This is a genomic window from Pseudomonas inefficax, assembly GCF_032164165.1.
GTDB classification, from domain to species: Bacteria; Pseudomonadota; Gammaproteobacteria; order Pseudomonadales; family Pseudomonadaceae; genus Aquipseudomonas; species Aquipseudomonas inefficax.
Map to the genome: position 1 here is coordinate 3,000,630 of NZ_CP134401.1, position 13,917 is coordinate 3,014,546.

The following is a 13,917-nucleotide window of genomic DNA, read 5'->3' on the forward strand; positions in this document are numbered from 1 at the left end:
GCTCCCACAGGTACTGCGCTTGCGGCCGGTGTGGGAGCCGCGCTTGCCGGCGATGGGCCGCAAAGCGGCCCCAGCTTCTTCAGGTGCGGAAACGGGCTACGAGGCCGTTGAGGTCTACAGCAAGGCGCGACAACTCCGCACTCGCCGCACTGGTCTGATGCGCCCCGGTAGCACTTTGCACCGACAGATCATTGATGTTCACCAGGTTGCGATCCACTTCCCGCGCCACCTGCGCCTGCTCTTCCGCCGCGCTGGCAATCACCAGGTTACGCTCGTTGATCTGCGCCACCGCCCCGGCGATGGTGTCCAGCGCCATACCTGCGCCACGTGCAATGTTCAGTGTGGATTCGGCGCGCTCGGTGCTGGTGCGCATCGATTCCACCGCTTCTTCCGTACCCCCCTGAATACTGCCGATCATCCGCTCGATCTCACTGGTCGACTGCTGGGTACGATGAGCCAGCGCCCGCACCTCATCGGCCACCACGGCAAAACCACGGCCCGCCTCACCGGCACGTGCCGCCTCGATGGCGGCGTTCAGCGCCAGCAGGTTGGTCTGGTCGGCCAGGCCACGGATCACGTCCAGCACCTTGCCAATATCGCGCGACTGTTCGGCCAGGTGAGTAATCAGTTTGGCAGTGGCCTGCACATCGCCGCTCATGCGCTCGATGGCACCCACGGTCTCCATTACCAGGTCACGCCCATCGCCGGTGGAGCGGCTGGCTTCACTGGACGCTTCCGAGGTGCTTACGGCATTGCGCGCCACTTCTTCCACAGCGCTGGTCATTTCAGTCACCGCAGTGGCAGCCTGCTCGATCTCGTTGTTCTGCTGCTGCAGGCCACGGGCACTTTCGTCGGTGACGGCATTCAATTCTTCGGCCGCCGAGGCCAGCTGGGTAGCGGAGCCCGCGATCTGTTGCAGGGTGTCGCGAAGCTTGTCCTGCATGCGGGCCATGGCGCGCAGCAGGCGCGCGGCTTCATCGGTGCCTTCGGCGCGGATGATGTGGGTCAGGTCTCCGTCGGCGACCTGTTCGGCGCTTTTGAGTGCTTCTTCAATCGGTTTGACGATGCTGCGGGTCAGCAGGAAGGCGCAGACGAAAGTCAGCACGGTGGCGGCGACCAGCAGGCCGATCACCAGGGCGAAGGCAGCGGCATACTGGTTGGCAGCCTTCTCGTTGGTGGCGCGGGTCTGGTCGGTGTTGATGCGCACCAAGGTGTCCATGACCTTGTTGATCTGTTCGGAGTTGGCCAGCAGGTCGCGGTTGAGCAGGTCGCGCAGTTCGTCGACGCGGTCGGCCTGGCTCAGGCTGCGCAAGCGCGACTCAAGCTGGCGGTACTGGTTGAGCAACAGGCCGTACTGGTCGAACGCAGCTTGCTCGTCGGCGGCGCCGATCATCGGCAGGTAGGCCTGGCGTGCACGGTCGATCTGGCTGTTGCGCTCGTCCAGCAGGCTAAGGGTCTCGCGCTGGGTTGCCGGCTCGCGGTTGAGCAGCAGGCGATAGGAGAGGGTGCGCATGCGCAGGTTCAGGGCGGTGAGCTCGTCGAGGATCTTGATGCTGGGCACGCTGACCTGTTCGATTACGACGCCGGCCTGGCGGATGTTGCCCATCTGGATGAGCGAGAAGATACCGAGGCCAAGCATCAGCAGGCCGATGAGCGCGAAGCCGAGCAGCGCGCGCGGGGCGATGTTCATATTGCGTAGAGACATGGAGGGGACGATCCAGGCAAGGGAAAAATGGTGCGCAAGTGCGACAAAACATGACTTGCCGGGCTATCGGTTGTGACTGCTCAGTCTTGAGTGCTATTGGCGAAAATTGTGAGGTTGCTAACCTTTTCCTGACCGGCGGTTGACCCAGGTCGGAACAAGGGGGTGGTTCCTCTGTCAATCTGCGGGTTAGACACCTCGTGAATCCGATATTTAATGGCGATGGGCCGCACTTTTCTTTATCGTGTGCGCCCCTCGCAACAACCTGAGATAGACCCATGCTGGAAGCTTCCCTTAACCAAATCGAGCAACTGGTCAGCGACCTGATGCAGAAGAACGCTCAACTCACCGAGCAGAACACCGCCCTCGGCCAGGAACTGGCCCAGGCCAAGGAAGAGAACGAAACCCTGCAGCTGTCGCTGATGGAGCAGGAAGAGAAGAACGGCAGCACCGCCGCACGCCTGCAGGCCCTGCTCGAGCGCGCCAACGCCGGCGTCGTAGGCGCATGACACTGCAAGCGCAGCCGATCAATGTCGTGTCGATCCTCGGCAACGACTATTCGATCAAGGCGCCTGAAGGCCAGGAAGCGACCCTGGCCCAGGCGGTGCAGATGCTCAACACCGCCCTGGCCCAGACCAAGCGTCAGTACCCGACCCTGATCGGCGACAAGTTGCTGGTACTGGCCGCGCTGAACCTGTGTTCGCGGCAGATCGAACTACAGGATGAGCACCGCAAGACGTTGGAGCGTACCCAGGCGCAGATCGACGCCACGGTGGACGCCATCGTGCGGACCATAGCCGAACAATAAGGCCTTGCATCGACCTCTGTGGGAGCGGGTTCACCCGCGAATGCGTCAGTGCATTCAGCATCGCATTCGCGGGTAAACCCGCTCCCACAGGGCATATGATTGCTTCAGACCACTGGATTAACTGGATACGCAAGTGTATACACTTTCCGCAAAACAATAATTATGCGGGGAGTAGGGCATGCGTATCTGGCGCAAGAGCATCCAGTGGCAGTTGATCACCAGCATGGGCGCTGCCCTGCTGGCGAGTATCCTGGTGGTGGTCATCATTTTCACGGTGGCGCTCAACCGCCTCACCGAGCGCTACCTGGTCGACACGGCCCTGCCCGCCAGCATCGAGGCCATCCGCAACGACATCGAGCGCATGTTTGGCCAGCCGCTGGTGGCGGCGGCGGACATCGCCGGCAACACCCTGCTGCGCGACTGGCTAGCCGCCGGCGAAGACCCCGCGCAGGTCGCACCATTCATCGAATACCTGACCGCCGCCAAGCAGCGCAACCAGGCCTTCACCACTTTATTCGTCTCGACCGAAACCGGCCGCTACTACAACGAGAATGGCCTGGACCGTACCCTCAGCCGCAGCAATCCCAAGGACAAATGGTTCTACGGCTACATCGACAGCGGCGCCGAACGCCTGATCAACATCGATATCGACGGTGCTACCGGCGAGCTCGCCCTGTTCATCGACTATCGCGTGGAAAAGAACGGCCAACTGGTCGGTGTGGCCGGCATGGGCCTGCGCATGACCGAGCTGTCGAAACTGATCCATGACTTTAAGTTTGGCGAGCACGGCAAGGTGTTCCTGGTGCGTAACGATGGCCTGATCCAGGTTCATCCGGATGCTGCCTTCAGCGGCAAACGCCAGCTCACGGAACAGCTTGGCGCGGATGCCGCCAAGGCGCTGATGACCGGCGGCGAAGGCCTGCGCAGCAGCCGCTTCAGCCGTGACGACGAAAGCTACCTGGCGCTCGGCCTGCCGCTGCGCGACCTCAACTGGACCTTGGTGGCCGAGGTGCCCGAGGAGGAAATCTACGCGCAAATGCATCAGGCGGTATGGCTGACAAGTCTGATCGGTGGAGCCGTGGCCCTGGTGTCGCTGCTGCTGGTGGTGCTGCTGGCGCGTGGCTTGGTGCGGCCGATCCGCCGCGTCACAGCGGCGCTGGTGCAGATTGGCAGCGGCGCGGGTGACCTCAGCCACCGGCTGGACGATTCACGCCAGGACGAACTGGGTGACCTGGCGCGTGGCTTCAACCGTTTCCTCGACAGCCAGCGCCGCTTGATCGGCGAGGTACTGCACACTTCCGAGCGGCTGCACCTGGCGGTCGAGCAGGTGACACAGGTGGTGGACAACACCGCCGAGCGTTCCGGACGCCAGCAGGAAATGACCGAAATGGTCGCTACCGCCGTGCACGAAATGGGTTTGACCGTGCAGGACATTGCCCGCAATGCCGGCGATGCGGCCCAGGCCTCGCAGTCGGCGCGGGAGGAAGCCTTGCAGGCGCGTGAAGTGGTGCAACGCTCGATCCGGGGTATCGAGGGGATGTCGGGTGATATCGGCAAGGCGGCCGATGCAGTCAGCCAGTTGGCTGATGAAGTGGCCTCGATCGACGAAGTTCTCGCGGTGATTCGTAGTATTTCCGAACAGACCAACCTGCTGGCGCTGAATGCCGCCATCGAGGCGGCCAGGGCAGGGGAGATGGGGCGTGGATTTGCCGTGGTGGCTGATGAGGTGCGTACTTTGGCCCGGCGCACGCAGCTGTCCACCGACGAAGTGCAGCAGATGATCCAGCGCTTGAAGCAGGGCGCGGGTTCGGCGGTGAGTTCGATGCAGGCGGGGCAGCAGGCTACCGGCAGTGGCGTGGAGTCGAGCCAGCGTACCGGGGCGTCGTTGGGCGCGATTACCGACCAGGTGGAGCACATCAGCGACATGAACCATCAGGTGGCTACTGCGACCGAAGAGCAATCGGCGGTGACCGAGGAGATCAACCGTACGGTGCAGGGGATTTCCGACCTGGCGCGGGAGACGGCGGCAGAGGTGCAGGGGTGCCGCGAAGAGTGCCAGGCGCTGCGTGGCCTGGCGGATGACCTGGCGCGGCAGATGGGCGGGTTCAGGCTTTAGATCAGTGTTGGCTTCTTCGCGGGTAAACCCGCTCCCACAGGTTCATCATTGCTTTTGAGGGCAGAGCTGTATCTGTAGCTCCCACAGGCTCACCTCAGGCCTTGAAACCTGCGCGATCCCTGTGGGAGCGGGTTTACCCGCGAATGCGGCCTGTCAGGCGCCGATGATGGCGCGGATATCCGCCGCCAGTTCGCGCACCCGCTCTTCCTCGGTATCCCACGAGCACATGAACCGCGCCCCGCCGCTACCAATGAAGGTATAGAACCGCCACCCTCTGCCGCGCAGCGCTTCGATCGCGTGCTCCGGCATCTGCAAGAACACCCCGTTGGCCTCCACCGGGAACATCAGCTCCACCCCCGGCAAGTCACTCACCAGCGAGGCGAGCAGCTGCGCACAATGGTTGGCATGCGCGCCATGGCGCAGCCAGGCGCCATCTTCCAGCAGGCCTACCCAAGGCGCCGACAGGAAGCGCATCTTCGATGCCAGTTGCCCGGCCTGCTTGCAGCGGTAGTCGAAGTCCTCGGCCAGCTGGCGGTTGAAGAACAGGATCGCCTCGCCCACCGCCATGCCGTTCTTGGTGCCACCGAAGCACAGCACGTCGACGCCGGCCTTCCAGGTCAGCTCTGCCGGGCTGCAGCCCAGGAACGAGCAGGCATTGCTGAAGCGTGCGCCGTCCATGTGCAGGTTCAGGCCCAGCTCCTTGCAGGTGGCGCTGATCGCCTTGAGCTCATCGGGGCGGTAGATGGTCCCGACCTCGGTGGCCTGGGTCAGGGTCACCACCCGTGGCTTGGGGTAGTGGATGTCCTGGCGCTTCAGCGCCACTTCGCGGATCGACTGCGGCGTCAGCTTGCCGTTGACGCTGGGCGCGGTCAGCAGCTTGGAGCCGTTGGAGAAGAACTCTGGCGCGCCGCACTCATCGGTTTCGACGTGGGCGGTCTCGGAGCAGATCACACTGTGGTAGCTCTGGCACAGTGAGGCCAGGGCCAGGGAGTTGGCGGCGGTGCCATTGAAGGCGAAGAACACCTCGCAGTCGGTTTCGAACAGCTTGCGGAAGTATTCCGCGGCGCGTTCGGTCCACTGGTCGTCGCCGTAGGCGCGGTCGTGGCCATGGTTGGCTTTTTCCATCGCCGCCCAGGCTTCGGGGCAGATACCGGAATAGTTGTCGCTGGCGAATTGTTGGCTCTTGTCTGTCATGGCACTGTCCTGTGAACGACGCAGAACAGCACTGTAAACCATCGATTCAGCGGTTGCCTATACAAGCTGTGGATCGTTTGATTTCGGCATTGCCTGTACTCGCCTCTTCGCGGCTAAAGCCGCTCCCACAGGGACATTACAAGCATTAAAGCATCGCCGTACCTGTGGGAGCGGGTTCACCCGCGAAAGGGCCGGCATGGTCAACACAAATGCCAATGTCGTAAACGCGCCATTGCAAGGCGTGCGCAGGCATCTGACCCGTCCCGGCCAGTCATAACATCGCCACAAAGGGCCACAGTGCCCCAAGACAAGAAATGATCGCTGCCGGGAGATACACGATGTTCAGCAAGCAAGACCAGATCCAGGGTTACGACGATGCACTGCTGGCGGCGATGAATGCCGAAGAACAGCGCCAGGAAGACCACATCGAGCTGATCGCCTCGGAAAACTACACCTCCAAGCGCGTGATGCAGGCCCAAGGCAGCGGCCTGACCAACAAGTACGCCGAAGGCTACCCGGGCAAGCGCTACTACGGTGGCTGCGAGCACGTGGACAAGGTCGAGGCCCTGGCCATCGAGCGCGCCAAGCAGCTGTTCGGTGCCGACTACGCCAACGTCCAGCCGCACTCCGGCTCCTCGGCCAACGGCGCTGTCTACCTGGCCCTGCTGCAGGCTGGTGACACCATCCTCGGCATGAGCCTGGCTCACGGCGGCCACCTGACCCACGGCGCCAAGGTGTCGTCCTCGGGCAAACTGTACAACGCTGTGCAATACGGCATCGACACCAACACTGGCCTGATCGACTACGACGAAGTCGAGCGCCTGGCTGTCGAGCACAAGCCGAAAATGATCGTTGCCGGCTTCTCGGCCTACTCCAAGACCCTCGACTTCCCACGCTTCCGCGCCATCGCCGACAAGGTCGGTGCGCTGCTGTTCGTCGACATGGCCCACGTAGCCGGCCTGGTTGCCGCTGGCCTGTACCCGAACCCGATCCCGTTCGCCGATGTGGTTACCACCACCACCCACAAGACCCTGCGCGGCCCACGTGGCGGCCTGATCCTGGCCAAGTCGAACGAAGAGATCGAGAAGAAGCTGAACGCTGCGGTGTTCCCTGGTGCCCAGGGCGGGCCGCTGATGCACGTGATCGCCGCCAAGGCCGTGTGCTTCAAGGAAGCGCTGGAGCCTGGATTCAAGGCCTACCAGCAACAAGTGATCGAAAACGCCCAGGCCATGGCCCAGGTGTTCATCGACCGCGGCTACGACGTGGTTTCCGGTGGCACCGACAACCACCTGTTCCTGGTCAGCCTGATCCGCCAGGGCCTCACCGGCAAAGATGCCGACGCCGCCCTGGGCCGCGCGCACATCACCGTCAACAAGAACGCCGTGCCGAATGACCCACAGTCGCCATTCGTCACTTCGGGCCTGCGCATCGGCACCCCGGCCGTTACCACCCGTGGCTTCAAGGTCGCGCAATGTGTAGCCCTGGCCGGCTGGATCTGCGACATCCTCGACAACCTCGGTGACGCAGACGTCGAAGCCGATGTGGCGAAGAACGTCGCGGCCCTGTGCGCAGATTTCCCTGTTTACCGCTGAGTGGAGTCACACACCATGCAACGTTACTCGGGCTTCGGCCTTTTCAAGCACTCCCTCAGCCACCACGAGAACTGGCAGCGCATGTGGCGCACGCCAACCCCTAAAAAGGTCTACGACGTGGTCATCGTCGGCGGTGGCGGCCATGGCCTGGCAACCGCCTACTACCTGGCCAAAGAACACGGCATCACCAACGTTGCCGTGATCGAGAAAGGCTACCTGGGCGGCGGCAACACCGCCCGTAACACCACCATCGTGCGTTCCAACTACCTGTGGGACGAGTCGGCGCACCTGTATGAGCACGCCATGAAGCTGTGGGAGGGCCTGTCCCAGGACCTCAACTACAACGTGATGTTCTCCCAGCGCGGCGTGTACAACCTGTGCCACACCCTGCAGGACATGCGTGACTCCGAGCGCCGGGTCAGCGCCAACCGCCTGAACGGCGTGGACGGCGAGCTGCTCAACACCGCCCAGGTCGCAGCCGAGATCCCGTACCTGGATTGCTCGAAGAACACCCGCTACCCGATCCTCGGTGCCACCGTGCAGCGCCGTGGCGGCGTGGCCCGTCACGACGCCGTAGCCTGGGGCTTCGCCCGTGCCGCCGACGCCCTGGGCGTGGACCTGATCCAGCAGACCGAAGTAATCGGCTTCCGCAAGGAAAACGGCGCGGTCATCGGCGTGGAAACCAACAAAGGCTTCATCGGCGCCAAGCGCGTCGGCGTGGTCACCGCCGGTAACTCCGGGCACATGGCCAAGCTGGCCGGCTTCCGCCTGCCGCTGGAATCGCACCCGCTGCAAGCACTGGTATCCGAGCCGATCAAGCCGATCATCGACAGCGTGATCATGTCCAACGCCGTGCACGGCTATATCAGCCAGTCCGACAAGGGCGACCTGGTGATCGGTGCCGGTATCGACGGTTGGGTCGGCTACGGCCAGCGCGGTTCGTACCCGGTGATCGAGCACACCCTGCAGGCCATCGTCGAGATGTTCCCCAACCTCTCGCGCGTGCGCATGAACCGTCAGTGGGGCGGCATCGTCGATACCTCGCCGGACGCTTGCCCGATCATCACCAAGACCCCGGTCAAGAACATGTTCTTCAACTGCGGCTGGGGTACTGGCGGCTTCAAGGCGACCCCGGGTTCGGGCAACGTCTTCGCCGCGAGCCTGGCCAAGGGCGAAATGCACCCACTGGCCGCGCCGTTCTCCATGGACCGCTTCTACAACGGCGCACTGATCGACGAACACGGCGCCGCCGCCGTCGCCCACTAACCGGAGACACCGTCATGTTGCATATTTTCTGTCCCCACTGCGGCGAGCTGCGCTCCGAAGAAGAGTTCCACGCCTCTGGCCAGGCCCACATCGCCCGCCCGCTGGACCCCAACGCCTGCTCCGACGAGGAGTGGGGTACCTACATGTTCTACCGTGACAACCCGCGCGGTATTCACCACGAACTGTGGGACCACGTTGCCGGCTGCCGCCAGTACTTCAACGTCACCCGTGACACCGTGACCTACGAGATTCTGGAAACCTACAAGATTGGCGAGAAGCCGCAAGTGACCGCCAGCGGCAAGCAAAGCAGCGCCGCGTCGACCGTCAAAGGCCAAGGGGAAAAAGTATGAGCCAGACCTATCGCCTCGCCAGCGGCGGCCGTATCGACCGCAGCAAGGTCCTGAACTTCACTTTCAACGGCAAGACCTACCAGGGTTATGCCGGTGACAGCCTGGCCGCCGCGTTGCTGGCCAACGGCGTCGACATTGTCGGCCGCAGCTTCAAGTACTCGCGTCCGCGCGGCATCATCGCCGCCGGTACCGAAGAGCCGAATGCCATCCTGCAGATCGGCTCCAGCGAAGCCACCCAGATCCCCAACGTGCGTGCCACCCAGCAGGCGCTGTACGCCGGGCTTGTAGCCACCAGCACCAATGGCTGGCCGAACGTCAACAACGACGTCATGGGCATCCTTGGCAAGGTTGGCGGCAGCATGATGCCGCCGGGCTTCTACTACAAAACCTTCATGTACCCGAAATCGTTCTGGATGACTTACGAGAAGTACATCCGTAAAGCGGCAGGCCTTGGCCGCGCGCCGCTGCAGAACGACCCGGACAGCTACGACTACATGAACCAGCACTGCGACGTGCTGATCGTCGGCGCCGGCCCTGCTGGCCTGGCCGCCGCGCTGGCCGCTGCCCGCAGCGGTGCCCGCGTGATCCTGGCTGACGAACAGGAAGAGTTCGGCGGCAGCCTGCTCGACACCCGCGAAACCCTCGACGGCAAGCCTGCCACCGACTGGGTCAACGCCGTGGTCAAGGAGCTGGAAAGCCTGCCGGAAGTGACCCTGCTGCCACGCGCCACGGTCAACGGCTACCACGACCATAACTTCCTGACCATTCACGAGCGCCTCACCGACCACCTCGGCGACCGCGCCCCGATCGGCCAGGTGCGCCACCGCGTGCACCGCGTCCGCGCCAAGCGCGTGGTGCTGGCTGCCGGCGCCCACGAGCGCCCGCTGGTGTACGGCAACAACGACGTGCCGGGCAACATGCTGGCCGGTGCAGTTTCCACCTACGTGCGCCGCTACGGCGTGGCCCCGGGCCGCAAGCTGGTGCTGTCGACCAACAACGACCACGCCTACCGCGCCGCGCTGGACTGGCACGATGCCGGCCTGCAAGTGGTCGCCATTGCCGACGCTCGCCACAACCCGCGTGGCTCGCTGGTTGAAGAAGCACGTGCCAAAGGCATCCGCATCCTCACATCCAGCGCCGTGATCGAGGCCAAGGGCACCAAGCACGTTACCGGCGCCCGTGTGGCCGCCATCGACGTGCAGGCACACAAGGTCACCAGCCCGGGCGAAACCCTCGACTGCGACCTCATCGCTACCTCCGGTGGTTACAGCCCGATCGTGCACCTGGCTTCGCACCTGGGTGGTCGCCCGGTATGGCGTGAAGACATCCTCGGCTTCGTACCGGGCGATGCTCCGCAGAAACGCGAATGCGTGGGTGGCATCAACGGCGTCTACGCCCTGGGCGACGTGATCGCCGATGGCTTCGAAGGCGGCGTTCGCGCAGCCACCGAAGCGGGCTTCAAGGCCACCGTCGGCAGCCTGCCGAAAACCGTTGCGCGCAAGGAAGAGGCCACCGTGGCGCTGTTCCAGGTGCCGCACGACAAGGGCACTGCCCGCGCACCCAAGCAGTTCGTCGACCAGCAGAACGACGTCACCGCAGCCGCCATCGAACTGGCCACCCGCGAAGGCTTCGAGTCGGTCGAGCACGTAAAACGCTACACCGCGCTGGGCTTCGGTACCGACCAGGGCAAACTGGGCAACATCAACGGCCTGGCCATCGCCGCCCGTTCGATCGGCATCACTATCCCGGAAATGGGCACCACCATGTTCCGCCCCAACTACACGCCGGTAACCTTCGGCGCGGTAGCGGGCCGTCACTGTGGTCACCTGTTCGAGCCCGTACGCTTCACTGCCCTGCATGCCTGGCACGTGAAGAACGGCGCCGAGTTCGAAGACGTCGGCCAGTGGAAGCGCCCCTGGTACTTCCCGAAAGCCGGTGAAGACATCCACGCCGCCGTGACCCGTGAATGCAAGGCCGTGCGCGACAGCGTGGGCCTGCTGGACGCTTCGACCCTGGGCAAGATCGACATCCAGGGCCCCGATGCGCGTGAGTTCCTCAACCGCATCTACACCAACGCCTGGACCAAGCTCGACGTGGGCAAGGCCCGCTACGGCCTGATGTGCAAGGAAGACGGCATGGTCTTCGACGACGGTGTAACCGCCTGCGTCGGCGATAACCACTTCATCATGACCACCACCACCGGCGGCGCCGCCCGGGTACTGCAGTGGATGGAGCTGTACCACCAGACCGAATGGCCGGAACTGAAGGTGTACTTCACTTCGGTCACCGACCACTGGGCCACCATGACCCTGTCCGGCCCCAACAGCCGCAAGCTGCTCAGCGAGCTGACCGACATCGACATGGACAAGGAAGCCTTCCCGTTCATGACCTGGAAGGAAGGCAACGTCGGCGGCGTACCTGCCCGCGTGTTCCGCATTTCCTTCACCGGCGAGCTGTCGTACGAAGTCAACGTGCAAGCCAACTACGCCATGGGCGTACTGGAACAGATCATCGAGGCAGGCAAGAAGTACAACCTGACCCCGTATGGCACCGAGACCATGCACGTACTGCGTGCCGAGAAGGGCTTCATCATCGTTGGCCAGGACACCGACGGTTCGATGAACCCGGACGACCTGAACATGAGCTGGTGCGTAGGCCGCAACAAGCCATTCTCGTGGATCGGCCTGCGTGGCATGAACCGCGAAGACTGCCTGCGCGAGAACCGCAAGCAGCTGGTAGGCCTGAAGCCGATCGACCCGACCAAATGGCTGCCGGAAGGCGCCCAGCTGGTGTTCGATCCGAAGCAGCCGATCCCGATGGACATGGTTGGCCACGTCACCTCCAGCTACGCCTCCAACTCCCTGGGCTATTCGTTCGCCATGGGTGTGGTCAAGGGCGGCCTCAAACGCATGGGCGAGCGCGTCTACTCGCCGCAGGCGGATGGCAGCGTGATCGAGGCGGAGATCGTGTCTTCGGTGTTCTTCGATCCGAAGGGTGAGCGGCAGAACGTCTAAGGCCCCGGATGGCACACGGTGCCTGACTGGTAATGAGGTCCCTGTGGGAGCGGGTTCACCCGCGAAGAGGGCGGTGAATCCACCATCGCATTCGCGGGTAAACCCGCTCCCACAGAGTGCACCAACAGCCACAGCACCGCATGCGACCTACAGAATTCAAGGCAGGTAAGAAATGAGCGCTATCAACGTCTTCCAGCAAAACCCCGGCGCCGAGGCCAAGGCCCAGTCGCCACTGCACCACGCCGACCTGGCCAGCCTGGTTGGCAAAGGCCGCAAGAACGCAGGCGTGACCCTGCGTGAACGCAAGTTCCTCGGCCACCTGACCCTCCGTGGCGACGGCCACGACCCGGAATTCGCCGCCGGCGTGCACAAGGCCCTGGGCCTGGAGCTGCCAGTGGCTCTGACGGTGGTCGCCAACAACGAAATGTCGCTGCAATGGGTCGGCCCAGACGAGTGGCTGCTGATCGTGCCAGGCGGCCAGGAGCTGGCGGTCGAGCAGAAACTGCGCGCCGCCCTCGAAGGCCAGCACATCCAGGTGGTCAATGTCAGCGGCGGGCAGAGCCTGCTGGAACTGCGCGGCCCGAACGTGCGTGAAGTGCTGATGAAGTCCACCAGCTATGATGTTCACCCGAACAACTTCCCGGTGGGCAAGGCAGTCGGCACCGTGTTCGCCAAGTCGCAACTGGTGATCCGCCGCACCGCCGAAGACACCTGGGAGCTGGTGATTCGCCGCAGCTTCGCCGACTACTGGTGGCTGTGGCTGCAGGACGCTTCGGCCGAGTACGGCCTGAGCATCGAGGCTTAAGGAGAGCAGAACATGAGTCGGGCACCGGATACCTGGATTCTCACCGCCGACTGCCCGAGCATGCTCGGCACCGTCGACGTGGTGACGCGTTACCTCTTCGAGCAGCGCTGCTACGTGACGGAGCACCATTCCTTCGATGACCGGCTGTCGGGGCGTTTCTTCATTCGCGTGGAGTTCCGCCAGCCGGACGATTTCGACGAGGCAGGTTTCCGGGCCGGCCTCGCCGAGCGCAGCAATGCGTTCGGCATGACCTTCGAGCTGACCGCCCCTAACCACCGCCCCAAGGTGGTGATCATGGTGTCCAAGGCCGACCATTGCCTTAACGACCTGCTGTATCGCCAGCGTATCGGTCAGCTGGCCATGGACGTGGTCGCGGTGGTGTCCAACCACCCCGATCTCGAACCCCTGGCGCACTGGCACAAGATCCCTTACTACCACTTCGCCCTCGACCCCAAGGACAAGCCTGGGCAAGAGCGCAAGGTGCTTCAGGTGATCGAGGAAACCGGCGCCGAGCTGGTGATTCTTGCGCGCTATATGCAGGTGCTGTCGCCAGAGCTGTGCCGGCGACTGGATGGTTGGGCGATCAACATTCACCACTCGTTGCTGCCAGGGTTCAAGGGCGCCAAGCCTTATCACCAGGCATACAACAAAGGCGTGAAGATGGTCGGTGCCACGGCGCACTACATCAACAACGACCTCGACGAAGGGCCGATCATTGCCCAGGGTGTGGAAGTGGTCGACCACAGCCATTACCCCGAAGACCTGATTGCCAAAGGGCGCGACATCGAATGCCTGACCCTGGCGCGGGCTGTCGGTTATCACATCGAGCGGCGGGTGTTCCTCAACGCCAACCGGACCGTTGTTCTGTAACAACCTGTACCGGCCTCTTCGCGGCTAAAGCCGCTCCCACAGAGTTTGTGCAGGTTTAAAGACTGGCGCAGTACCTGTGGGAGCGGCTTCAGCCGCGAAGAGGCCAGCACACGCCGCCACCTTTGTTTGCCCCCATATCTTCCAACGACAACCCTGCCGCTAAATGGCATCTCCCTGTCGCTCCCAGTCAGTGCATCCCG

At 63.3% G+C, this 13,917-nt stretch carries 11 protein-coding genes and 2 pseudogenes; 10 read left to right on the top strand and 3 right to left on the bottom strand.

Annotated features, from left to right (window positions below; genetic code table 11):
* Window positions 1-79 precede the first annotated feature (79 nt).
* On the bottom strand, window positions 80-952 hold the full coding sequence (locus tag RIN61_RS26940; RefSeq protein ID WP_404943662.1) for a methyl-accepting chemotaxis protein: 873 nt from the start codon (window positions 950-952) through the stop codon (window positions 80-82).
* A pseudogene (locus RIN61_RS26945) lies at window positions 935-1,705 on the bottom strand (MCP four helix bundle domain-containing protein); the annotation flags it as partial. The gene RIN61_RS26940 and the pseudogene RIN61_RS26945, both read right to left, overlap by 18 nt.
* Before the next feature lie 275 nt (window positions 1,706-1,980).
* On the opposite strand from RIN61_RS26945, the gene RIN61_RS13415 reads away from it, so the two are divergent.
* From RIN61_RS13415 to RIN61_RS26785, 4 genes and pseudogenes are all read left to right on the top strand, one after another.
* Window positions 1,981-2,211 carry a hypothetical protein gene (locus tag RIN61_RS13415; protein ID WP_025337390.1) on the top strand — a complete coding sequence of 77 codons (231 nt, stop codon included), beginning with the start codon at window positions 1,981-1,983 and terminating at the stop codon, window positions 2,209-2,211.
* Complete coding sequence (locus RIN61_RS13420) at window positions 2,208-2,510, top strand: cell division protein ZapA (RefSeq protein ID WP_112251423.1); 303 nt, start codon at window positions 2,208-2,210, stop codon at window positions 2,508-2,510. The genes RIN61_RS13415 and RIN61_RS13420 overlap by 4 nt, the downstream gene beginning before the upstream one ends.
* Before the next feature lie 223 nt (window positions 2,511-2,733).
* A pseudogene (locus RIN61_RS26780) lies at window positions 2,734-3,762 on the top strand (HAMP domain-containing protein); the annotation flags it as partial.
* Window positions 3,763-3,897: 135 nt separating this feature from the next.
* Window positions 3,898-4,626 carry a methyl-accepting chemotaxis protein gene (locus RIN61_RS26785; protein WP_370290110.1) on the top strand — a complete coding sequence of 243 codons (729 nt, stop codon included), beginning with the start codon at window positions 3,898-3,900 and terminating at the stop codon, window positions 4,624-4,626.
* Window positions 4,627-4,779: 153 nt separating this feature from the next.
* Here RIN61_RS26785 and RIN61_RS13430 read toward each other — a convergent pair whose 3' ends face one another.
* Complete coding sequence (locus RIN61_RS13430) at window positions 4,780-5,820, bottom strand: threonine aldolase family protein (protein WP_112251425.1); 1,041 nt, start codon at window positions 5,818-5,820, stop codon at window positions 4,780-4,782.
* A 338-nt stretch (window positions 5,821-6,158) separates the two neighbouring features.
* Between RIN61_RS13430 and RIN61_RS13435 the strand changes: the two genes are divergently transcribed.
* The 6 genes from RIN61_RS13435 to purU all read left to right on the top strand — a co-directional run bounded on the left by RIN61_RS13435 (window position 6,159) and on the right by purU (window position 13,717).
* Complete coding sequence (locus RIN61_RS13435) at window positions 6,159-7,412, top strand: serine hydroxymethyltransferase (RefSeq protein WP_003255681.1); 1,254 nt, start codon at window positions 6,159-6,161, stop codon at window positions 7,410-7,412.
* A 15-nt stretch (window positions 7,413-7,427) separates the two neighbouring features.
* On the top strand, window positions 7,428-8,678 hold the full coding sequence (locus RIN61_RS13440; protein WP_003255680.1) for a sarcosine oxidase subunit beta family protein: 1,251 nt from the start codon (window positions 7,428-7,430) through the stop codon (window positions 8,676-8,678).
* Window positions 8,679-8,692: 14 nt separating this feature from the next.
* Entirely contained in the window at window positions 8,693-9,028 is a 336-nt protein-coding gene (locus tag RIN61_RS13445) for a sarcosine oxidase subunit delta (RefSeq protein WP_039613194.1), read from the top strand.
* Window positions 9,025-12,042, top strand: coding sequence for a sarcosine oxidase subunit alpha (locus tag RIN61_RS13450; protein WP_112251426.1), 3,018 nt, complete (start codon window positions 9,025-9,027; stop codon window positions 12,040-12,042). Before RIN61_RS13445 ends, RIN61_RS13450 begins: the two co-directional genes overlap by 4 nt.
* 172 nt (window positions 12,043-12,214) lie before the next feature.
* The gene (locus tag RIN61_RS13455) at window positions 12,215-12,847 is read left to right on the top strand and encodes a sarcosine oxidase subunit gamma (RefSeq protein WP_112251428.1); all 633 of its coding nucleotides are present in this window, start codon (window positions 12,215-12,217) and stop codon (window positions 12,845-12,847) included.
* A 12-nt stretch (window positions 12,848-12,859) separates the two neighbouring features.
* Window positions 12,860-13,717 carry a formyltetrahydrofolate deformylase gene (purU, locus tag RIN61_RS13460; protein ID WP_112251430.1) on the top strand — a complete coding sequence of 286 codons (858 nt, stop codon included), beginning with the start codon at window positions 12,860-12,862 and terminating at the stop codon, window positions 13,715-13,717.
* The last annotated feature ends 200 nt before the right edge of the window (window positions 13,718-13,917 follow it).

What these genes read in the sequence shown, in the direction of transcription:
- RIN61_RS13440 (WP_003255680.1), top strand. Translation starts at nt 7,428, where the DNA reads ATGCAACGTTACTCGGGCTTCGGCCTTTTCAAGCACTCCCTCAGCCAC.
- RIN61_RS13455 (WP_112251428.1), top strand. Translation starts at nt 12,215, where the DNA reads ATGAGCGCTATCAACGTCTTCCAGCAAAACCCCGGCGCCGAGGCCAAG.
- RIN61_RS26940 (WP_404943662.1), bottom strand. Translation starts at nt 952, where the DNA reads ATGGCCCGCATGCAGGACAAGCTTCGCGACACCCTGCAACAGATCGCG.
- RIN61_RS26785 (WP_370290110.1), top strand. Translation starts at nt 3,898, where the DNA reads ATGGTCGCTACCGCCGTGCACGAAATGGGTTTGACCGTGCAGGACATT.
- purU (WP_112251430.1), top strand. Translation starts at nt 12,860, where the DNA reads ATGAGTCGGGCACCGGATACCTGGATTCTCACCGCCGACTGCCCGAGC.
- RIN61_RS13450 (WP_112251426.1), top strand. Translation starts at nt 9,025, where the DNA reads ATGAGCCAGACCTATCGCCTCGCCAGCGGCGGCCGTATCGACCGCAGC.
- RIN61_RS13445 (WP_039613194.1), top strand. Translation starts at nt 8,693, where the DNA reads ATGTTGCATATTTTCTGTCCCCACTGCGGCGAGCTGCGCTCCGAAGAA.
- RIN61_RS13430 (WP_112251425.1), bottom strand. Translation starts at nt 5,820, where the DNA reads ATGACAGACAAGAGCCAACAATTCGCCAGCGACAACTATTCCGGTATC.
- RIN61_RS13415 (WP_025337390.1), top strand. Translation starts at nt 1,981, where the DNA reads ATGCTGGAAGCTTCCCTTAACCAAATCGAGCAACTGGTCAGCGACCTG.
- RIN61_RS13420 (WP_112251423.1), top strand. Translation starts at nt 2,208, where the DNA reads ATGACACTGCAAGCGCAGCCGATCAATGTCGTGTCGATCCTCGGCAAC.
- RIN61_RS13435 (WP_003255681.1), top strand. Translation starts at nt 6,159, where the DNA reads ATGTTCAGCAAGCAAGACCAGATCCAGGGTTACGACGATGCACTGCTG.